Below are 14,970 nucleotides of genomic sequence, written 5' to 3'. Positions count from 1 at the left end.
TTCATCGTCATGCTGGTGATCACCCGGAGCATCATCGCCGCCGCCGTCATCGTCGGCACCGTGTTGCTGTCGCTGGGCAGCGCCTTCGGGCTCTCCGTGCTCATCTGGCAGCACCTCATTGGGCTCGATCTGCATTGGATGGTGCTGGCCATGTCGGTCATCATCTTGTTGGCGGTCGGTTCGGACTACAACCTGCTGCTGGTTGCGCGGTTCAAAGAGGAAATCCACGCCGGTCTGAAGACCGGCATCATCCGCGCGATGGGCGGCAGCGGCTCCGTCGTAACGTCGGCGGGTCTGGTGTTCGCTTTCACGATGATGTCCATGGCCGTCAGCGACCTGGCTATTGTCGGACAGGTCGGCACCACTATCGGCCTGGGCCTGTTGTTCGACACGCTGGTCGTGCGGTCGTTTATGACGCCGTCCATCGCGGCATTGCTCGGACGCTGGTTCTGGTGGCCACAGCGCGTGCGCACTCGCCCCGCCAGTGGCTTACTCCGGGCTCAGCCACCCCGTCCGGTCGTGCGCGAGTTGCTGACGCAAGATTCCCGGTGACGCTCTGACGCCGGTCGTCGACGACCGATTGCCGAAGTAAGCCGCAATTCACGCCACGTGCGTTATCCTCTGCGCCGTGGCGCAACTCACCTTCCAGCGCGCCCGGACGGAAGAAAAGAAACGGCAGCGCGCCGCGGCGCTCGTGGAAGCTGCTCGCTCGTTGGCGCTGGAGGTGGGCGTCGCGTCGGTGACGCTGACCGAAATCGCCAGCCGCGCCGGGATTCACTATTCCGCGGTGCGCCGCTACTTCACCTCCCATAAGGAGGTGCTCTTGCACATCGCGGCCGAGGGCTGGATGCGGTGGGCCGAAACGGTGTGCGAGCGATTGCGCCAGCCGGGTGCGATGCCGCCGTCGCGGGTCGCCGAGACATTGGCCACCGGTTTGGCCGCCGACCCGCTGTTCTGCGATCTGCTCGCCAACCTGCACTTACATCTCGAGCACGAGGTGGACCTCGACCGGGTGATCGAGATCAAGCGCGTCGGCGACGCCGCCGTGATATCACTCGCGGACGCGATCGAGCAGGCACTGCCGGCGCTTGGGCGACCAGGTGCGCTCGACCTGCTGCTTGCGGCTTACGCGTTGGCTGCGCCCCTATGGCAGATCGCCCACCCACCGCAAGGGCTCAACGACGCCTACGCCGAGCAGACGGAGGTCCCGCCCGACTGGAACATCGACTTCACCGCCGCGCTCACCCGGCTGCTGACCGCAACCTGCATCGGGTTAATCGCACAATCCGACTGAGTGGAGCTCACCAATCCCAGACGGACATGTCATTCGGTGGGTATTTCGCGCAGTTGTCGGTTTCTTTCGCGACGACACCCTTGTTGTTGAAGAAGATCTTGAAGTTGTTGACCCATGCCTTCGTCATCGGGTCGGACTGGGTGTCGTACAAGTGTTCCGAGTAGTCCCTGCGCTCTGCCGGCGTCAGTGAGTAAAACCAGTGCGCCTTGTCTTGGACTGTCTGCTGAAAATTCTGGTGATTGTGGTAGTCGTTCATGTACCGCTCGTAATAAATCGGGGAGTAGTCTCGCGCGGCCGCCAGTATTTGCTCTGCGGTGCAGGTCGTATTGATCATCCGCCGCGGTATCGGGTAGTCCTCGGTGGAATCGGCTGCTGCGGTGCCGGCGAGGATGACTGCTGCGGTACCGGCAGCCACTACCGCTCCGCCGGCGCGGACAAAGGTGCTCAGACGAGACTCGCGCATAGCGGCCACTATAACGCCCCAGTAAAGTCCATGGTTAGCGAATCTTACGATCGGTATCCCGGTGCCGTTGACCTGCGGCTCTGATCTCAAGGCCGATGTGCACCCGTCGATAGCGCTCCGTACGATCGACTGCGGGTAGTGTCGGTAACGGTAAAATCGCCGCTACCCGTCCGCACCACTCTGGGCGATCGCAGCTTCCCCAGCCAGTGCGGTTTTCGAAAGGTCGCGGGATGAAAGCACTCGGGATTGCGGCGGCAGCCGCCATGGCTTTCGCGCCGTTCTCGGTGGTAGCCAGCACATCCGGTGTGGCACAAGCGGCTCCCTGTGCTGGCGCTGGGGCAAACCCCACATTCTGCGACGAATGTCTGTTTTGGGTGGCGACGTATCAAATTCCGACGCCACGCTCGTGCTACGAAGCCGCGCCGCCGCGCCCGGCCCAGGCGCCCCCGAGCAGGGTGCCGGTGCCGACTCCGGAGGTCCCGCCGGAGCTCGCGCCGCCGAGTGTTACGCCGGTGGAGACCCCACAGGTCGTTCCGCCAAGTCCCCCGCCCCTGCGGACAATTCCCGGGCCAAAGATCAATCCGCGGCGCCCCGGGGCGCCAAGAGGCGCGTTGATAACACCGCCGAAGGGGCTGGATGCGCCGCCACCGGCGGTCGCGGCTGCCAAGGCCGCACCGGCGACGCGGTTTAATCCCGGCATTCACCAGATGCTGCAGCTGGTGGACTTCAACCAGCAGGTGCAGACTGTGGTCAACGCGCACAACGGCAACGTTGACGTCATAAAGGCCGATAACCAAGCGCTGCCGCGTCCCCGACATTGGGACTACATCGACTACGACGCCTACCACCGCCCCACCCTGTACAACCCGCTCAATCAGGCGATGACCTTCCGCTTCTTCTACAACGGCGCCTACCGGGAGGCGTACGCGCCGGCCGGTGGCCGGATCGTGCTCGATGCCGCCATCCTTGGCCTGTTCCCGTTCACCGCGGTCGGCGACAGCTATCTGGCGTCAGGCAGCTTCTACGGCGGGGCCTGGATACCGCCGCCCGACGGTCGGGACGGCCCACCGCCGCCGGACTACATCCCGCCGGCGCCGCCGGAGGTGTACCAGAACGTCACGGCCACTGTCCCTGCCGATGACCAGATCGTGGAAGTCGGCCAAGTGGAGGTGGTGGGCCACGACGATAGCCAACCCGCGGGCAGCCAGGACACCTTCCTGCTCGACGACTCCACCTTGGCCTGGGGTCAGGTCAACGATCCCAGCAGCAGCGCCCAAATCAGGGTGACCAAGACTCAGTCGCTGCCGGGCGTCGGGCCGACCGACAATGGCAGCTTCTTAGTGGCGCTGGCCGCTCACGAGGGACCCACCCAAGCCACCAAACCCTGGTGGCCCTCGGCGCTGGGCTACGGGGTGTTGGCGATAGCAGTGTGTCTTGTCGCGTGGATGATCAGTCGTGGAAACGGAGCGCGGATCTGACCGCTAGCCCCCTGGTGTGGCGGAATCGATGCGGGTAGCTAGCGCAGTGCTCACTTCCGCCTGTTTCTCCTGTTCAGCTCGGCATCCCTGCTCGGCTGCACCCGCTTCGGTTCGCCCGGCATCTTGGGATAGTTGGGCGGATACGGCAGATCGCCGAGCCCGCGCTCTTCGTCAGCGGCGACCAGGTCAAGCAGCGGCGCGATCGACTGCTTGACCAAATCCATCTGCGCCCACGGGTCGTCGCGGCCGGCCAGCAGATCGGGCACGGTGGCGATGGTGTAGTCGTCGGGGTCGGCGCCGGCGAGCTCATCCCAGGTCAGCGGCGTCGACACCGTCGCGATCGGGGTTTTCCGCACCGAATACGCCGACGCGAACGTGCGGTCCCGGGCGTTTTGGTTGTAGTCGATGAATATGCGCTTCCCGCGCTCTTCTTTCCACCACGACGTCGTCACCGCGTCCGGCACCCGCCGTTCCACCTCGCGGGCGAGCGCGATCCCGGCACGGCGCACCGCGATGAAATCCCAGTCGGTCTTGATCCGCACGAACACGTGCACGCCGCGGCCCCCGGACGTCTTCGGGTAGCCGACCAGGCCGAGTTCGTCGAGCAGTGGCCGCAGCACCTCGACGGCGACCGCACGGGCCTGCGCGAACCCGGTGCCCGGCTGCGGATCGAGGTCGACGCGCAGCTCGTCGGGGTGCTCGGTGTCCGGGCAGCGCACCTGCCATGGATGCAAGGTGACCGTGCCCATCTGTGCGGCCCACACGATCGCGGCCGGGTGGGTCACCTTCAGCGCGTCGGCGGTTCGGCCGGACGGGAAGGTGACCCGGCAGGTGTCCAGATAGTCGGGATGGTGTTGCGGTATCCGCGTCTGGTAGATCTCCTCGCCGTCGATGCCCTCGGGAAAGCGCTGCAGGTGCACAGGCCGGTCGCGCAGGGTGGCCAGCATCGGCCCGCGAGCCACCGTCAGGTAGTACTCGACGAGGCGGCGCTTGGTGCCGGCCGGACCCAGCGCCGGGAAATACGACCGGTCCGGGTTGGTCAACCGGACCGCAATCCCGTCGACATCGAGTTCTTCCGCTGCAGCAGCCATATGTGGATTCCAGCACGCCGCACGCCAAAATGAACCAATGGACTTACCCGTCATGCCACCGGTCTCACCGATGCTCGCCAAAGCGGTTGCATCGATCCCACCGGATTCGTCCTACGAGCCCAAGTGGGACGGATTCCGGTCCATCTGCTTCCGCGACAACGACGAGGTCGAGCTCGGCAGCCGCAACGAGCGGCCGATGACGCGCTACTTCCCGGAACTGGTCGCGGCGGCCAAGGCCGAGCTGCCAGAACGTTGCGTGATCGATGGCGAAATCGTGGTCGCCACCGACCACGGTTTGGATTTCGAGGCTTTACAACAGCGCATTCACCCCGCCGATTCACGGGTGCGGATGCTCGCCACGCGGACGCCGGCATCCTTCATCGCGTTCGACTTGCTCGCCCTCGACGACGACGACTACACCGGCCGACCATTCAGCGAGCGACGCGCCGCGCTCGTCGACGCACTGGCCGGCTCAGGTCCCGCCATCCACGCCACCCCGGCCACCACCGATCTGGCAACCGCACAGCGATGGTTCGAGGAGTTCGAGGGAGCCGGCCTCGACGGGGTGATTGCCAAACCCTTGACGATCACCTATCAGCCGGACAAGCGTGTCATGTTCAAGATCAAGCACGAGCGGACCGCCGACTGCGTGGTTGCCGGCTACCGGGTACACAAGTCCGGCGACGGCGCGATCGGCTCGCTACTGCTCGGCCTCTACCAAGGCGATGGCAGGCTGGCATCGGTCGGCGTCATCGGCGCCTTCCCAATGGCCCAACGGCGGAAACTCTTCACCGAGCTGCAGCCGCTCGTCACCACCTTCGATGGCCATCCCTGGGATTGGGCCGCCCATGCAGCAGGCGAACGCACACCACGCAAGAACGAAACCTCTCGCTGGAACGCCGGGAAGGATTTGTCATTCGTGCCGCTGCGGCCCGAGCGGGTGGTCGAGGTCCGCTATGACCACATGGAAGGCGAACGATTTCGCCACACGGCCCAGTTCAACCGTTGGCGGCCCGACCGCGACCCACGTTCATGCACCTACGCGCAACTTGAACAGCCGCTCAAGTTCAGCCTTAGCGACATCGTTCCCGGCCTGGCCCCGGCAATGCCTGACTGACCACCCGTCGCGCGGCGGTCACGTATCGCGCAGGAAGTCGACGATATGGCCGGCCAGTTCCGCGCCGGCATCCTCCTGCAGGAAATGCCCGGCGTCGCGCACCACCGGATGCTCGATGCCCTGGGCGCCGCGCATCGCGCGCTGAAAGATCGGCGCCATCGCCCCGGTGATCGGATCGCCGTCGCTGAACGCAACCAGCATCGGCGTCGGGCTTTCGCACAGCTTGGCCCACGCCGACCGGTTGGCCGGTGCCGCCGGGTCGTCGGGTGCGGTCGGGATCAGCTCCGGCATGGCGCGCGGTGCGCCGCAGTAGCTGTCGTCGGGGAACGGCGCGTCGTAGGCCGCACGGACGGCATCGCTGATCGGCCGGCGGCAGCCCCCCTGCACGAACCGGCCGATGTCCAGCGACGGCTGGTTCTGAATCGTCTCGCGGAATTGCCACCAGATCTTCGGCATTGGGATGTCCCCGGTCGGCAATCCGGTGTTGGCGACGACGATCCGGCTGAAGCGGTCCGGATTCTCGGCGGCCACCCGCAAGCCGATAAGCCCGCCCCAGTCCTGCCCGACAAGAGTCACCCGCTGCAGGTCCAGCACGTCGAAAGCCAGCGCCCGGATCCACTCGACGTGGCGCGCATAGCTGTGGTCTTCGCGCCGGACCGGCTTGTCGGAACGACCGAACCCGACCAGATCCGGGCAGATGACGCGATGCCCGGCCTCGACCAGTACCGGAATCATCTTGCGGTACAGAAAAGACCACGACGGCTCGCCGTGCAGCATGAGCACCGGGTCGGCGTCGTCCGGTCCGTCCTGCACCCAGGCCATCCGCAACGTACCGCCCTCGTCGTCGGAAACTTCGCAATACTGTGTGGTGTAAGGGAATTCGGGAAGATTCGTAAACCGGTCGTCGGCTGTTCGCAATGTCTGCATGAGTGTGAACACTAATTCGCCAACGACGGATGCGCCATCAGCCGGTCCAGCAAGGGCCGCTGGCCCTTGAGTAGCTTGGTCCTGGCGTCTGCGATTGGGAACCAACCCACGCGGTCGACCTCGGGAAACTCGGCGAGTTTGCCCGAGCCTTTGGGCCATTCCAGTTGAAAGGTGTTGCTGTGCGCGCCGGTGATGTCGAGATCGGCCCGCACGGCGAACGCCGTGATCACCTTGCCGCTGGGTTGTTTCAGCGTATCGAGGTCGATGCGCGGCCCAGCCGGCACCGGCAGTCCGAGTTCTTCGACGAACTCGCGCTGCGCCGCCACCCAGGGGTCTTCCCCATCGATGTACTCGCCCTTCGGGATCGACCACGCCCCGTCGTCCTTGCGGGCCCAAAACGGGCCGCCTGGATGGGCGATGAGGACTTCGACGGCGGCGATCGCAAGCCCGACGTCGTCGTGCACCTTATACAACAGCAGCCCCGCACTCAGCTTGGGCATGATCGGCTAGACCCCGACTGCGCGTTCCAAGTCTTTGAGCGAGGTTTCCAGGTGACCGAGCAGTCGCTGCAGATGCGGAACACTGCGCCGGCATCCGACCAAGCCGAAATCGAGCTTGTCGGCGTTGTTGACCACCGTGATGTTCAACGCCTGCCCGTCCAGCGCGATCGACATCGGATAGTTGCCGTCGAGCCGTGCGCCTCCCCAGTACATCGGCTCGGTTGGTCCGGGCACGTTCGAGATCACGACGTTGAACGGCGGCCGCGCCGAGGAGACGTAGCCCGGGACCGCGGCGAGCGCCAGCGGCGCGATCAGCAGCGCTGACAACGCCATGGCCTGAAGTCGGGGCAGCTCGGAGAACACTTTCTTGTTGCGGCGCATCGACTCGCTGATCGCCGCCAGGCGGTTCGCCGGATCGTCGACGTGGGTGGCCAGGTTGCACAGGATGCTGCCGACCATGTTGCCGCCGCTGTCGGCATCGTCGTCTTTGCGCAGGCTCACCGGGACCATCGCAACCAGCGGTGTGTCGGGCAGCGCATGTTGGTCGGCCAGGTAGTAGCGCAATGCGCCGGCGCACATCGCCAGGACGACATCGTTGAAGCTCACGCCGGCGGCCTGCTTGATGCTTTTGACCCGGCCGAGTGAGTAGGACTGAGCCGCGCACCGGCGCGCGCCCCCGATGCGGACGTTGAGCATGGTGCGCGGTGCGGCGAACGGCAGGGTCAACTGCTGCTCCAGTAACGCAGCGCGCACCAAGCCCAACGTTGACGGGGCAAGTGCGGCAACGGATCCCGCGGCTCCCACGAGCATCTGCCACCGCGACCGACGCTGCGAGTGACGCCGCCGGGACAGAGTCCAGACTGCCCGCGGCTCCGGGTCATTCGGGTCGGTGGACAACCTGCGCTGCATCAGCTTCAGCGCCGAGACACCGTCGATCAGGGCGTGGTGAAACTTGATGTACAGTGCGAACCGGCCGTCGTCCAGCCCCTCCACCAGGTGGGCTTCCCACAGCGGGCGGTGGCGGTCGAGCAGGCTGCTGTGCAGCAGCGAAGTGAGCTCGAGCAGGTCGCGGACCCGGCCCGGCGAGGGCAGCGCCGAGCGACGCACGTGGTAGTGGATGTCGATGTCGTTCTCGCCGTCGTAGGTCCAGCCGAGGTTGGCGATCCCGCCGAGTATCTGACCGGGGCGCTTGAGGAATGTGGGCTGAAAGTCGGTATTGGCGATCAACGCCTCGTAGATGTCCCGGGGAAATTCCGGCCCGGCGCCCGCCGGCGGCTCGAAGAGCTGCAGGGCGCCGACGTGCATTGGATGCTCACGGGATTCGGTCAGCAGGAATATCGAGTCGGTGGGGGTTATCAGCTCCATCAGCCCATTAAACCGTGGCAGGCAATGCCGTCCACGAATCAAAGCAACGGCTGACTCAACCCATCACAGGCCGGGAATGCCGGGTATCCCACCGCCGTGGATTATGCCCGGCAGACCGGGAATCCCAGGGCCGGGAATGCCCGGACCCGGAATGCCCGGACCCGGAATCGGCGGCCTGGGCGCGGGCAGTTGTGGCACGGGTAACTGCGGCAAGGCCGGCGGGGGCGGCGGAGCCGCCGGCGGGGGCGGCGGGGCCGCCGGAGCGGGCGCGGGTGCTGGAGCAACGGGCGCGGGCGCTGGCGCAGCAGGCGGGGGTGCCGGCGCCGGCTTGGCCGGGACGACGGCGTTTTGGCCAAGATTGGGCCGCTGGTCACTGTGCGGCCGGATATCAAGCGCCAGCGCGATCGCCAATGCCGCAACACCGACGACGAAGATCGTCAACACTCCCAGCGCCACCAGGAACGGCTTGCGCTCGTGCTCGTTTTCATCGACGGCGCCGAAGCCGAGTCCGGTTTGACCGTCGGCCAACACGTCCGCCCCCCCGACGGCGGTATAGGCATCGGCGTCGTCGACCGGGTCGGCGCTGTAGGCGAGCGCGTGGTCGCTTTCGGTGGCACCGTCCACTGCGCCCGCCGCGACGCCGGGTCCGGCCAGACCGGCGGCCAGCGCCATCTCCGGGTGGACGGCGCCGGTGCCGGGATCCTGCGCGTAGGCCAGCGCGGCGGTGGACGAATTGAACAGCGGCGCGTGCGCCGACGCCAGGGCAGCCCCGCGAGCCAGCGCGGTCTCCGGCTCGCTGGGTACGCTCACCAAAAGCGAGGTCGCCCCTTCCAGCGCTGATTTGATCATCCCGATATCGACGCCCGAGCCGACAACGAACAGGCCGTCCGGACGCGATGCCAGTCCGTCGGCACTCGAGGTCATTGTGGTTAAATGTGCGACCGCGTCGGTGTCATCGTCTGGTAGCGGTTCTCGGCGCACATCGGTGATCGAACCGTCGGCGGAGTCGACGACAGCCAGGGTCGCGCTGTCCGGCTCGACGAACAGCAATCCGGTCTGGGCGTAGCCGAGCGCGGAGCCGACCGTCTGGGTCAGCGCGGCGGCAGCCAGGAAGGCCGACACGAGCATGACGTTCTCGATTTTGCGCGCGGCCAGCGCATCGCGCAGCGCGCTGGCCTCGATCGGATCGGTCCAGGTCACGCCCGTCGATGCCAGCCGGTAACCACCCTCGGCGGCACTTTCGCCGGTGCCAACGATCGCCCCGACCACCTGGTCGGCGGCACTTGGCGTGGGCGGGTTGTCGGGTTGCCCGTTGGTGATCTCGAAGTTGTCCTCTTCGACGGTGACGCCGTCGGCGTTTTCACCTTCGACGAGCACCATTCGCACGGTCTCCGGCGCCATCGACACACCTAAGACGATGTCCACAGCTCCTCCAAGGCCGCTGGCCGGGCACGGAGGGAGTCTGCGCGGAGACCGATCCACTGCCGCGGTACCCCACGCAGGCCCCCCGGTGACCCTAGTGCTTTGACCTTACCCGGTGCCGCAATAGCCGCCTCAAGGCATCTCCTCGGCCCACGCGATATGCCGCTCGAAGCCAAGCGTTGTCGCCATGTCGCGATAGCGGTCCCTCAAGTCCGGATAAGCCGCGGTATCGCCGCGAGCGCATGCCAGCAGGGCCTGCAGTCGCAACAGCCAGATATCACGCACCGCCAGACCGGCATCGGCCGGCGCCGCCGCCAACCGCGCGATCGCGGCCTCGGCTTCGACCAAGTCGCTCTGGGCCCCACGATCGAGCAATGTCTCGACCAAAACACCCGTCGCAGGAACGCCCCATTCCAGTAGTCGCTCACCCGCTCCAACTCCTGAGCATGCTTTGGGCTGCGCGCTGATAACAACGTTGCACCGACGATGCCGGGATGCCCGGCGCACGCGCGATTCGTCGGAACGACTGACCGCCCTGGCGGCGGCGCCGCACGTCGGCGTCGCGCTCGTTCATTGCTTCACAGTCCCGCCGCGACGAACGCGGGCATGTCGCCGGGCGTGAACGGGCTTGCCCTTCAGCGGATGCTCGAGCACACGTCGGCCAAGGTCACTTTGGACACCTACGCAGACCTGTTCAACGACGACTTAAGCGCAGTGGCGGTCACGCTGCCTAGCCGTTACTCGTCGGGAAATGTGCTCAAAATGTGCGCACACGGTGCCGACGAGAGCCCGTAAGCAGGCTTTGACCTGCATAAAAGTTGGCGGTGGCGGAGGGATTTGAACCCTCGGACGGGGGTTACCCGTCACACGCTTTCGAGGCGTGCTCCTTAGGCCGCTCGGACACGCCACCGCCGGACAGCTTACCGAACCCCGATCCGCTCACCCCAAGCGCTGGCGGGCGAAGAAGGCCTCCAGCAATGCGGCGCACTCGTCGGCGAGCACCCCGGCGCGCACGGCGGGCCGGTGGTTGAGCCGCCGGTCGCGCACCACGTCCCACAGCGAGCCGACCGCGCCGGTCTTGGGTTCCCACGCCCCGAAAACCAGCCGCTCCACCCGCGCCAGCACCAGCGCGCCCGCGCACATCGTGCAGGGCTCGACGGTGACCGCCAGCGTGGTGCCGGTCAGCCGCCAGCCTTCGCCGAGAACACGGGCGGCCGCCCGCAGCGCCAGGATCTCCGCATGCGCGGTCGGATCGCCGAGTGCCTCACGGGCGTTCACCGCACTGGCCAGCTCGGTTCCGTCAGCGCCGACTACCACAGCACCCACCGGAACATCTCGCGGACCCGCGGTAGCGGCAACGGCCAGCGCAGCGCGGATCAGCTCGTCGTCGCCGATCACCGCCCGAGACGGTCGAGCACCGCCGACAGTTCCTCGGCGAAGCCCATCTCCCGAGCGATGCGGCCGAGTTGCTCATCGGCGTACAAGTCGGTCTCGTCGAGGATCACGCCGAGTACCGCTTCGGGCAGTCCGATGTCCGACAGCAATCCGAGATCGCCCTCCTCAAACGGGTCGGCGTCTTCCAGATCCTCGGCTTCGATGTCCGCGTCCAGGGTTTCCAACACTTCGGCGGCGATGTCGTAGTCGAGCGCCGCGGTGGCGTCCGAAAGCAGCAATCGGGTTCCCGACGGCCCCGGCCGCACGATCACGAAGAACTCGTCATCGATGTCCAACAGCCCGAAAACAGCCCCCGCGCTCCGCAACTCACGCAGTTCGGTCTCGGCCTCGGCCAAACTGGTCAATGCTTTACGGCGCATCGGAGCGCAACGCCACTTGCCGTCTTCACGCACGACAGCAACGCCGAACCCCTCCGGCGTGTCCGCCTGCGCGGAGGCGCGCTGTGCTGTCATGCGCGCAACGGTAGTCCCTGACCAGCAAATTGACCAGCACATCGATGCCACCCTGAATTCCGCTGTTGGCGACCCGCTGCGCCCGGCTGCTGGCGAATGGGACGTGGGCATTTCGCTCCGATGTGCCAACCTTGGAGTGTGGCTAAGACACCGGTGTGTGTGCTGGGGCTGGGACTGATCGGCGGCTCGATAATGCGCGCCGTCGCGGCGGCGGACCGCGAGGTCTTCGGCTACAACCGGTCGGTGGAGGGGGTCCAGGCGGCCCGGTTCGACGGCTTCGACGCCACTACCGATCTCACCGGTTCGCTGTCCCGCGCCGCCGACGCCGACGCGTTGATCGTGCTGGCGGTTCCGATGCCGGCATTGCCGAACTTGCTCACGCACATCCGCGAATCTGCCCCGAACTGCCCGCTGACCGACGTCACCAGCGTCAAAAGCGCGGTGCTCGGCGAGGTCACCGCCGCAGGTCTGCAGGCCCGCTTCGTCGGTGGCCACCCGATGACCGGAACTGCGCACTCGGGCTGGTCTGCCGGCCACGTCCGGTTGTTCACCGGGGCGCCTTGGGTGGTCAGTGTGGACGACCAGGTGGACGCCGTGGTGTGGGAGATGGTGATGACCTTGGCGCTGGACTGCGGGTCGGTGGTGGTGCCCGCCAGATCCGACGAGCACGACGCCGCCGCCGCGGCGATTTCCCATCTGCCGCATCTACTCGCCGAGGCGTTGGCCGTCACTGCCTCCGAGGTCCCGCTGGCCTTCGCGCTGGCGGCCGGCTCGTTCCGCGACGGCACCCGGGTGGCGGTTACCGCGCCGGATCTGGTGCGGGCCATGTGTGAAGCCAATGTCGGACAACTGTTGCCGGCAGCGGACCAGTTCATCCAACTGCTCACCAACGCGCGGGACTCGCTGGCGCACAACAATTCGGTAGCCGAGCTGGTCGAAGCCGGGCACGCTGCGCGCACCCGCTATGACAGTTTCTCGCGGCCCGACATCGTCACCGTCTTCATCGGCGAGGAAAACTGGCGCGAGGAGTTGGCGGCCGCGGGGCGGGCCGGCGGGGTGATCAGATCCGCTCTGCCAATCCTGGGTAGTCCACGATGAAACCGTCGGCGTCGACCGTGACGGTGGTGTCCGACACCGGCGAATGCACTTTGATCTCTTTAACGACCTCGCCGACGGTGCCCGAACCGGTACTGCTGTAGCTGACCATGGCCGACGTGACAGCCATGTCGGGCAGGCTCACGTAAATGACCGGCACCGTGACCGAGTCCGACCGCTCGTGCAGGCCGCGGCGACGGATCGGCAACGTATTGAAGAAGGGGCTGAAGACCACATCGATGTCGAGGGCGGCGTCGAAGCCGGCGCGCGACTCCCCGCGCTGGTCGGTCACCAGCCACATATTCTCCTCGTCACGGGCGATGGAGAGCTGGCGTTCCCGTTCGGCCAGCGTCACGGTCAGCCCGAACCGCTTGGTGGCGCCGGCCTCGTCGGTCTGCAGATCGTAGTAGGCGCCGAACGCCGGGTGGGTGCCGGCGGCCGCGGCCACGATCCGGCCGTTGGCCTTGATTCGGTTGCCGGACAACTGCACCCGCACCGATTCCATCCGGGAGGCGTCGGGTGCACGCCAGGTCAGAATCGCCGGCCAGGGGCTCGGTGTCGCGTCAGAAGGGGCTGAGCTCACCCGGTATACCGTAAGCGACGGCTCTGTCGGCCGCGCAGCCTGGTCGGCGCTTCGCGGGCAGCCTGCCCAGCCGCACCGCGAATACGAGTGCGGCGTCGAGCATCAACGCCACAAGCATGTGGTTTGGCTTCATTCCGTGCCGGAAAGGGTAAAGATGACACCATGAGCAGCGATCCGCCGGTCTCCCCCGATCAGCCACATCGAACGACGACGCCGACTCACGACGCCGCCACGACACCGTCGGGTTCGCCGGTGATGTTCACCCGCGCCGGCGCCGTGTGGACGGCGCTGACCGTCGGGTTCCTGATTCTTATCGTGCTGCTGATCTTCATCACGCAGAACACCGCGTCGGCACAGTTCGCGTTCCTGGGCTGGCGCTGGAGCCTGCCGCTGGGGGTGGCCATCCTGCTGGCTGCGGTGTGCGGCGGCTTGATCACCGTGCTCGCCGGGACGGCGCGCATTTACCAGTTGCGCCGCGCCGCGAAGAAACACGCCTCGGCACGCCGGTAGGTGCGTCGCCTTGCCTAGCGCCGGTTGCGGGGCAGCAGATCCCACACGTGTTCGGTTCCGTTGACCGCCGCCACGGTGGCTTCCCCGGATCGGGCAAACAATAGCCGGGTTACCGACGCGTAGTCGATGGGAAACGACAGCAGTCGTGCGGTACCCAGGATCTGGTGAAGCACCACGTTGATCACCCCGCCGTGGCTGAACACCGCCACGGTCTCGTCCGGGCGGGCGGCGGTGACGACGTCGTCGACGGCGGCGCTGACGCGGGCGCGGAACCCGTCCTCGTCGACGGAGCTGGGCAGGTGGCCCCGGGCCATCCGCGCCCACTCCTGCGGGTTCTCCTCGCGGATCTGCTCGATGGGGATGTAGACCGGCAAGCCGCGGTCGTATTCGGCGAACCGCTCGTCGAGCTCGACGGCCAGTTCGCGCGCCGCGGCGACCGGCTCTGCGGTCTGAATCGCGCGGCGCTGCGGGCTGCTCACCACCCGGGTAATCGGGAATCTCGCCAGCGCCCCGGGCAGCCGCGCGATTTGTGCCAACCCCTCCTCGGACAGGTGGGGGTCGGAACCCTCCCCGGGTTCGCTACGCAGTGGCATCGCGTGCCGGACCAGAAGGAGCTGCATCGCGTCTTTCTGTGGTGGGGTGAACTTCAGCCATTAATTCACACGCCGCTGCCAGAGCAATCAAGTTTGTTGATGTACGCCAACGTGGTTGATCTATGTCAGCATGTTTGACATGCCTGAATACGATGATCAGCCGGTGGGCTATCTGCTCTATCGCGTGATGTCCGAGCTGCGACCGGAGGTGACGACGGAGTTGGGGCCACTCGGGCTGGGCTTACCGGAGTTCGTCTGCCTGCGGAGTTTGTCCATGTTTCCCGGCCAATCCAGCGCCGAGCTCGCCCGTAACACCAATGTGTCACCGCAGGCGATGAACCTGGTACTGCGCGGGCTGCAAGACACCGGCGCGGTAACGCGCCCGGCCACGGTGCCGTCGGGCCGGGCGCTACCGGCTCGGCTTACCACCAAGGGCAGGGCGTTGTTGAAGCGCGCCGAAGCGGCCGTACGCGTCGCCGATGAGCGGCTACTGGCCCACCTCGCGCCCAGCGAGCGGCGTGAGTTCAAGCGCCTTCTCCAGGTGGTCGGCTCGCAGGCGGACCGATAGAACTCACCTGAGCCCATCGCTGGAGAATGCTATTCTCTGCGCAGAGAGCGAGGTGTG

General features: G+C 66.5%; 18 protein-coding genes, 1 tRNA gene and 1 pseudogene. 8 read left to right on the top strand and 12 right to left on the bottom strand.

Annotation, left to right across the window (positions count from 1 at the left end; genetic code table 11):
* Nucleotides 1–552 (top strand): MMPL family transporter (locus tag ACRDTL_RS15320; protein WP_431507551.1); only part of this gene is annotated, 552 nt, incomplete at its 5' end.
* 57 nt (nt 553–609) lie between these two features.
* Nucleotides 610–1,294: pseudogene (locus ACRDTL_RS15315) on the top strand (TetR family transcriptional regulator).
* A gap of 7 nt (nt 1,295–1,301) precedes the next feature.
* Here ACRDTL_RS15315 and ACRDTL_RS15310 read toward each other — a convergent pair.
* On the bottom strand, nt 1,302–1,757 hold the full coding sequence (locus ACRDTL_RS15310) for a DUF5078 domain-containing protein (RefSeq protein WP_431507550.1): 456 nt from the start codon (nt 1,755–1,757) through the stop codon (nt 1,302–1,304).
* A 611-nt stretch (nt 1,758–2,368) separates the two neighbouring features.
* Here ACRDTL_RS15310 and ACRDTL_RS15305 point away from each other — a divergent pair.
* On the top strand, nt 2,369–3,235 hold the full coding sequence (locus ACRDTL_RS15305; RefSeq protein WP_431507549.1) for a hypothetical protein: 867 nt from the start codon (nt 2,369–2,371) through the stop codon (nt 3,233–3,235).
* A gap of 50 nt (nt 3,236–3,285) precedes the next feature.
* Here ACRDTL_RS15305 and ACRDTL_RS15300 read toward each other — a convergent pair whose 3' ends face one another.
* Nucleotides 3,286–4,326 carry a DNA polymerase domain-containing protein gene (locus ACRDTL_RS15300; protein ID WP_431507548.1) on the bottom strand — a complete coding sequence of 347 codons (1,041 nt, stop codon included), beginning with the start codon at nt 4,324–4,326 and terminating at the stop codon, nt 3,286–3,288.
* Between the two features lie 37 nt (nt 4,327–4,363).
* Here ACRDTL_RS15300 and ACRDTL_RS15295 point away from each other — a divergent pair, with 37 nt between their 5' ends.
* A complete protein-coding gene (locus ACRDTL_RS15295; RefSeq protein WP_431507547.1) occupies nt 4,364–5,443 on the top strand; it encodes an ATP-dependent DNA ligase in 1,080 nt (359 codons plus the stop codon).
* An 18-nt stretch (nt 5,444–5,461) separates the two neighbouring features.
* Here ACRDTL_RS15295 and ACRDTL_RS15290 read toward each other — a convergent pair whose 3' ends face one another.
* From ACRDTL_RS15290 to ACRDTL_RS15270, 5 genes are all read right to left on the bottom strand, one after another.
* A complete protein-coding gene (locus ACRDTL_RS15290; protein ID WP_431507546.1) occupies nt 5,462–6,370 on the bottom strand; it encodes a haloalkane dehalogenase in 909 nt (302 codons plus the stop codon).
* A gap of 11 nt (nt 6,371–6,381) precedes the next feature.
* On the bottom strand, nt 6,382–6,870 hold the full coding sequence (locus tag ACRDTL_RS15285; RefSeq protein WP_431507545.1) for an NUDIX domain-containing protein: 489 nt from the start codon (nt 6,868–6,870) through the stop codon (nt 6,382–6,384).
* Nucleotides 6,871–6,876: 6 nt separating this feature from the next.
* On the bottom strand, nt 6,877–8,235 hold the full coding sequence (locus tag ACRDTL_RS15280) for a WS/DGAT/MGAT family O-acyltransferase (RefSeq protein WP_431507544.1): 1,359 nt from the start codon (nt 8,233–8,235) through the stop codon (nt 6,877–6,879).
* 63 nt (nt 8,236–8,298) lie between these two features.
* Nucleotides 8,299–9,660: a DUF7159 family protein gene (locus ACRDTL_RS15275; RefSeq protein WP_431507543.1), complete on the bottom strand. Its 1,362-nt coding sequence runs from the start codon at nt 9,658–9,660 to the stop codon at nt 8,299–8,301.
* 129 nt (nt 9,661–9,789) lie between these two features.
* On the bottom strand, nt 9,790–10,005 hold the full coding sequence (locus tag ACRDTL_RS15270; RefSeq protein WP_431507542.1) for a hypothetical protein: 216 nt from the start codon (nt 10,003–10,005) through the stop codon (nt 9,790–9,792).
* Nucleotides 10,006–10,263: 258 nt separating this feature from the next.
* Between ACRDTL_RS15270 and ACRDTL_RS15265 the strand changes: the two genes are divergently transcribed.
* Nucleotides 10,264–10,452 (top strand): hypothetical protein, encoded by a 189-nt coding sequence (locus ACRDTL_RS15265; RefSeq protein ID WP_431507541.1) that lies wholly within the window; start codon nt 10,264–10,266, stop codon nt 10,450–10,452.
* A gap of 24 nt (nt 10,453–10,476) precedes the next feature.
* Here ACRDTL_RS15265 and ACRDTL_RS15260 read toward each other — a convergent pair.
* From ACRDTL_RS15260 to ACRDTL_RS15250, 3 genes are all read right to left on the bottom strand, one after another.
* A tRNA-Ser gene (locus ACRDTL_RS15260) sits at nt 10,477–10,567 on the bottom strand.
* Between the two features lie 29 nt (nt 10,568–10,596).
* Entirely contained in the window at nt 10,597–11,055 is a 459-nt protein-coding gene (locus tag ACRDTL_RS15255) for a nucleoside deaminase (protein WP_431507540.1), read from the bottom strand.
* Nucleotides 11,052–11,564: a tRNA adenosine deaminase-associated protein gene (locus tag ACRDTL_RS15250; RefSeq protein ID WP_431507539.1), complete on the bottom strand. Its 513-nt coding sequence runs from the start codon at nt 11,562–11,564 to the stop codon at nt 11,052–11,054. The genes ACRDTL_RS15255 and ACRDTL_RS15250 overlap by 4 nt, the downstream gene beginning before the upstream one ends.
* A 153-nt stretch (nt 11,565–11,717) precedes the next feature.
* On the opposite strand from ACRDTL_RS15250, the gene ACRDTL_RS15245 reads away from it, so the two are divergent.
* Entirely contained in the window at nt 11,718–12,662 is a 945-nt protein-coding gene (locus ACRDTL_RS15245; RefSeq protein ID WP_431507556.1) for a prephenate dehydrogenase, read from the top strand.
* Here the strand turns inward: ACRDTL_RS15245 and ACRDTL_RS15240 are convergent.
* Nucleotides 12,625–13,242, bottom strand: coding sequence for a putative glycolipid-binding domain-containing protein (locus ACRDTL_RS15240; RefSeq protein ID WP_431507538.1), 618 nt, complete (start codon nt 13,240–13,242; stop codon nt 12,625–12,627). The two genes, ACRDTL_RS15245 and ACRDTL_RS15240, sit on opposite strands and share 38 nt — an antisense overlap.
* Nucleotides 13,243–13,404: 162 nt before the next feature.
* Here ACRDTL_RS15240 and ACRDTL_RS15235 point away from each other — a divergent pair, with 162 nt between their 5' ends.
* Nucleotides 13,405–13,752, top strand: a complete 348-nt coding sequence (locus ACRDTL_RS15235; RefSeq protein WP_431507537.1) for a LapA family protein — start codon at nt 13,405–13,407, stop codon at nt 13,750–13,752.
* A 14-nt stretch (nt 13,753–13,766) separates the two neighbouring features.
* Here the strand turns inward: ACRDTL_RS15235 and ACRDTL_RS15230 are convergent, their stop codons facing one another.
* Nucleotides 13,767–14,372, bottom strand: a complete 606-nt coding sequence (locus tag ACRDTL_RS15230; RefSeq protein WP_431507536.1) for a histidine phosphatase family protein — start codon at nt 14,370–14,372, stop codon at nt 13,767–13,769.
* A gap of 112 nt (nt 14,373–14,484) precedes the next feature.
* Here ACRDTL_RS15230 and ACRDTL_RS15225 point away from each other — a divergent pair, with 112 nt between their 5' ends.
* Nucleotides 14,485–14,913 (top strand): MarR family winged helix-turn-helix transcriptional regulator, encoded by a 429-nt coding sequence (locus ACRDTL_RS15225; protein ID WP_431507535.1) that lies wholly within the window; start codon nt 14,485–14,487, stop codon nt 14,911–14,913.
* Nucleotides 14,914–14,970 lie beyond the last annotated feature (57 nt).

Source organism: Mycobacterium sp. (genome assembly GCF_050700595.1).
GTDB lineage: Bacteria > Actinomycetota > Actinomycetes > Mycobacteriales > Mycobacteriaceae > Mycobacterium.
The sequence above is the reverse complement of the archived record's forward strand: the minus strand, read 5'-3'. Positions and strand labels throughout refer to the sequence as shown.

Excerpts from the sequence above, each read along its gene's own strand:
- ACRDTL_RS15290 (WP_431507546.1), bottom strand. The coding sequence starts at position 6,370 with ATGCAGACATTGCGAACAGCCGACGACCGGTTTACGAATCTTCCCGAA.
- ACRDTL_RS15235 (WP_431507537.1), top strand. The coding sequence starts at position 13,405 with ATGAGCAGCGATCCGCCGGTCTCCCCCGATCAGCCACATCGAACGACG.
- ACRDTL_RS15250 (WP_431507539.1), bottom strand. The coding sequence starts at position 11,564 with ATGACAGCACAGCGCGCCTCCGCGCAGGCGGACACGCCGGAGGGGTTC.
- ACRDTL_RS15265 (WP_431507541.1), top strand. The coding sequence starts at position 10,264 with ATGTCGCCGGGCGTGAACGGGCTTGCCCTTCAGCGGATGCTCGAGCAC.
- ACRDTL_RS15230 (WP_431507536.1), bottom strand. The coding sequence starts at position 14,372 with ATGCAGCTCCTTCTGGTCCGGCACGCGATGCCACTGCGTAGCGAACCC.
- ACRDTL_RS15295 (WP_431507547.1), top strand. The coding sequence starts at position 4,364 with ATGGACTTACCCGTCATGCCACCGGTCTCACCGATGCTCGCCAAAGCG.
- ACRDTL_RS15300 (WP_431507548.1), bottom strand. The coding sequence starts at position 4,326 with ATGGCTGCTGCAGCGGAAGAACTCGATGTCGACGGGATTGCGGTCCGG.
- ACRDTL_RS15280 (WP_431507544.1), bottom strand. The coding sequence starts at position 8,235 with ATGGAGCTGATAACCCCCACCGACTCGATATTCCTGCTGACCGAATCC.
- ACRDTL_RS15225 (WP_431507535.1), top strand. The coding sequence starts at position 14,485 with ATGCCTGAATACGATGATCAGCCGGTGGGCTATCTGCTCTATCGCGTG.
- ACRDTL_RS15310 (WP_431507550.1), bottom strand. The coding sequence starts at position 1,757 with ATGCGCGAGTCTCGTCTGAGCACCTTTGTCCGCGCCGGCGGAGCGGTA.
- ACRDTL_RS15285 (WP_431507545.1), bottom strand. The coding sequence starts at position 6,870 with ATGCCCAAGCTGAGTGCGGGGCTGCTGTTGTATAAGGTGCACGACGAC.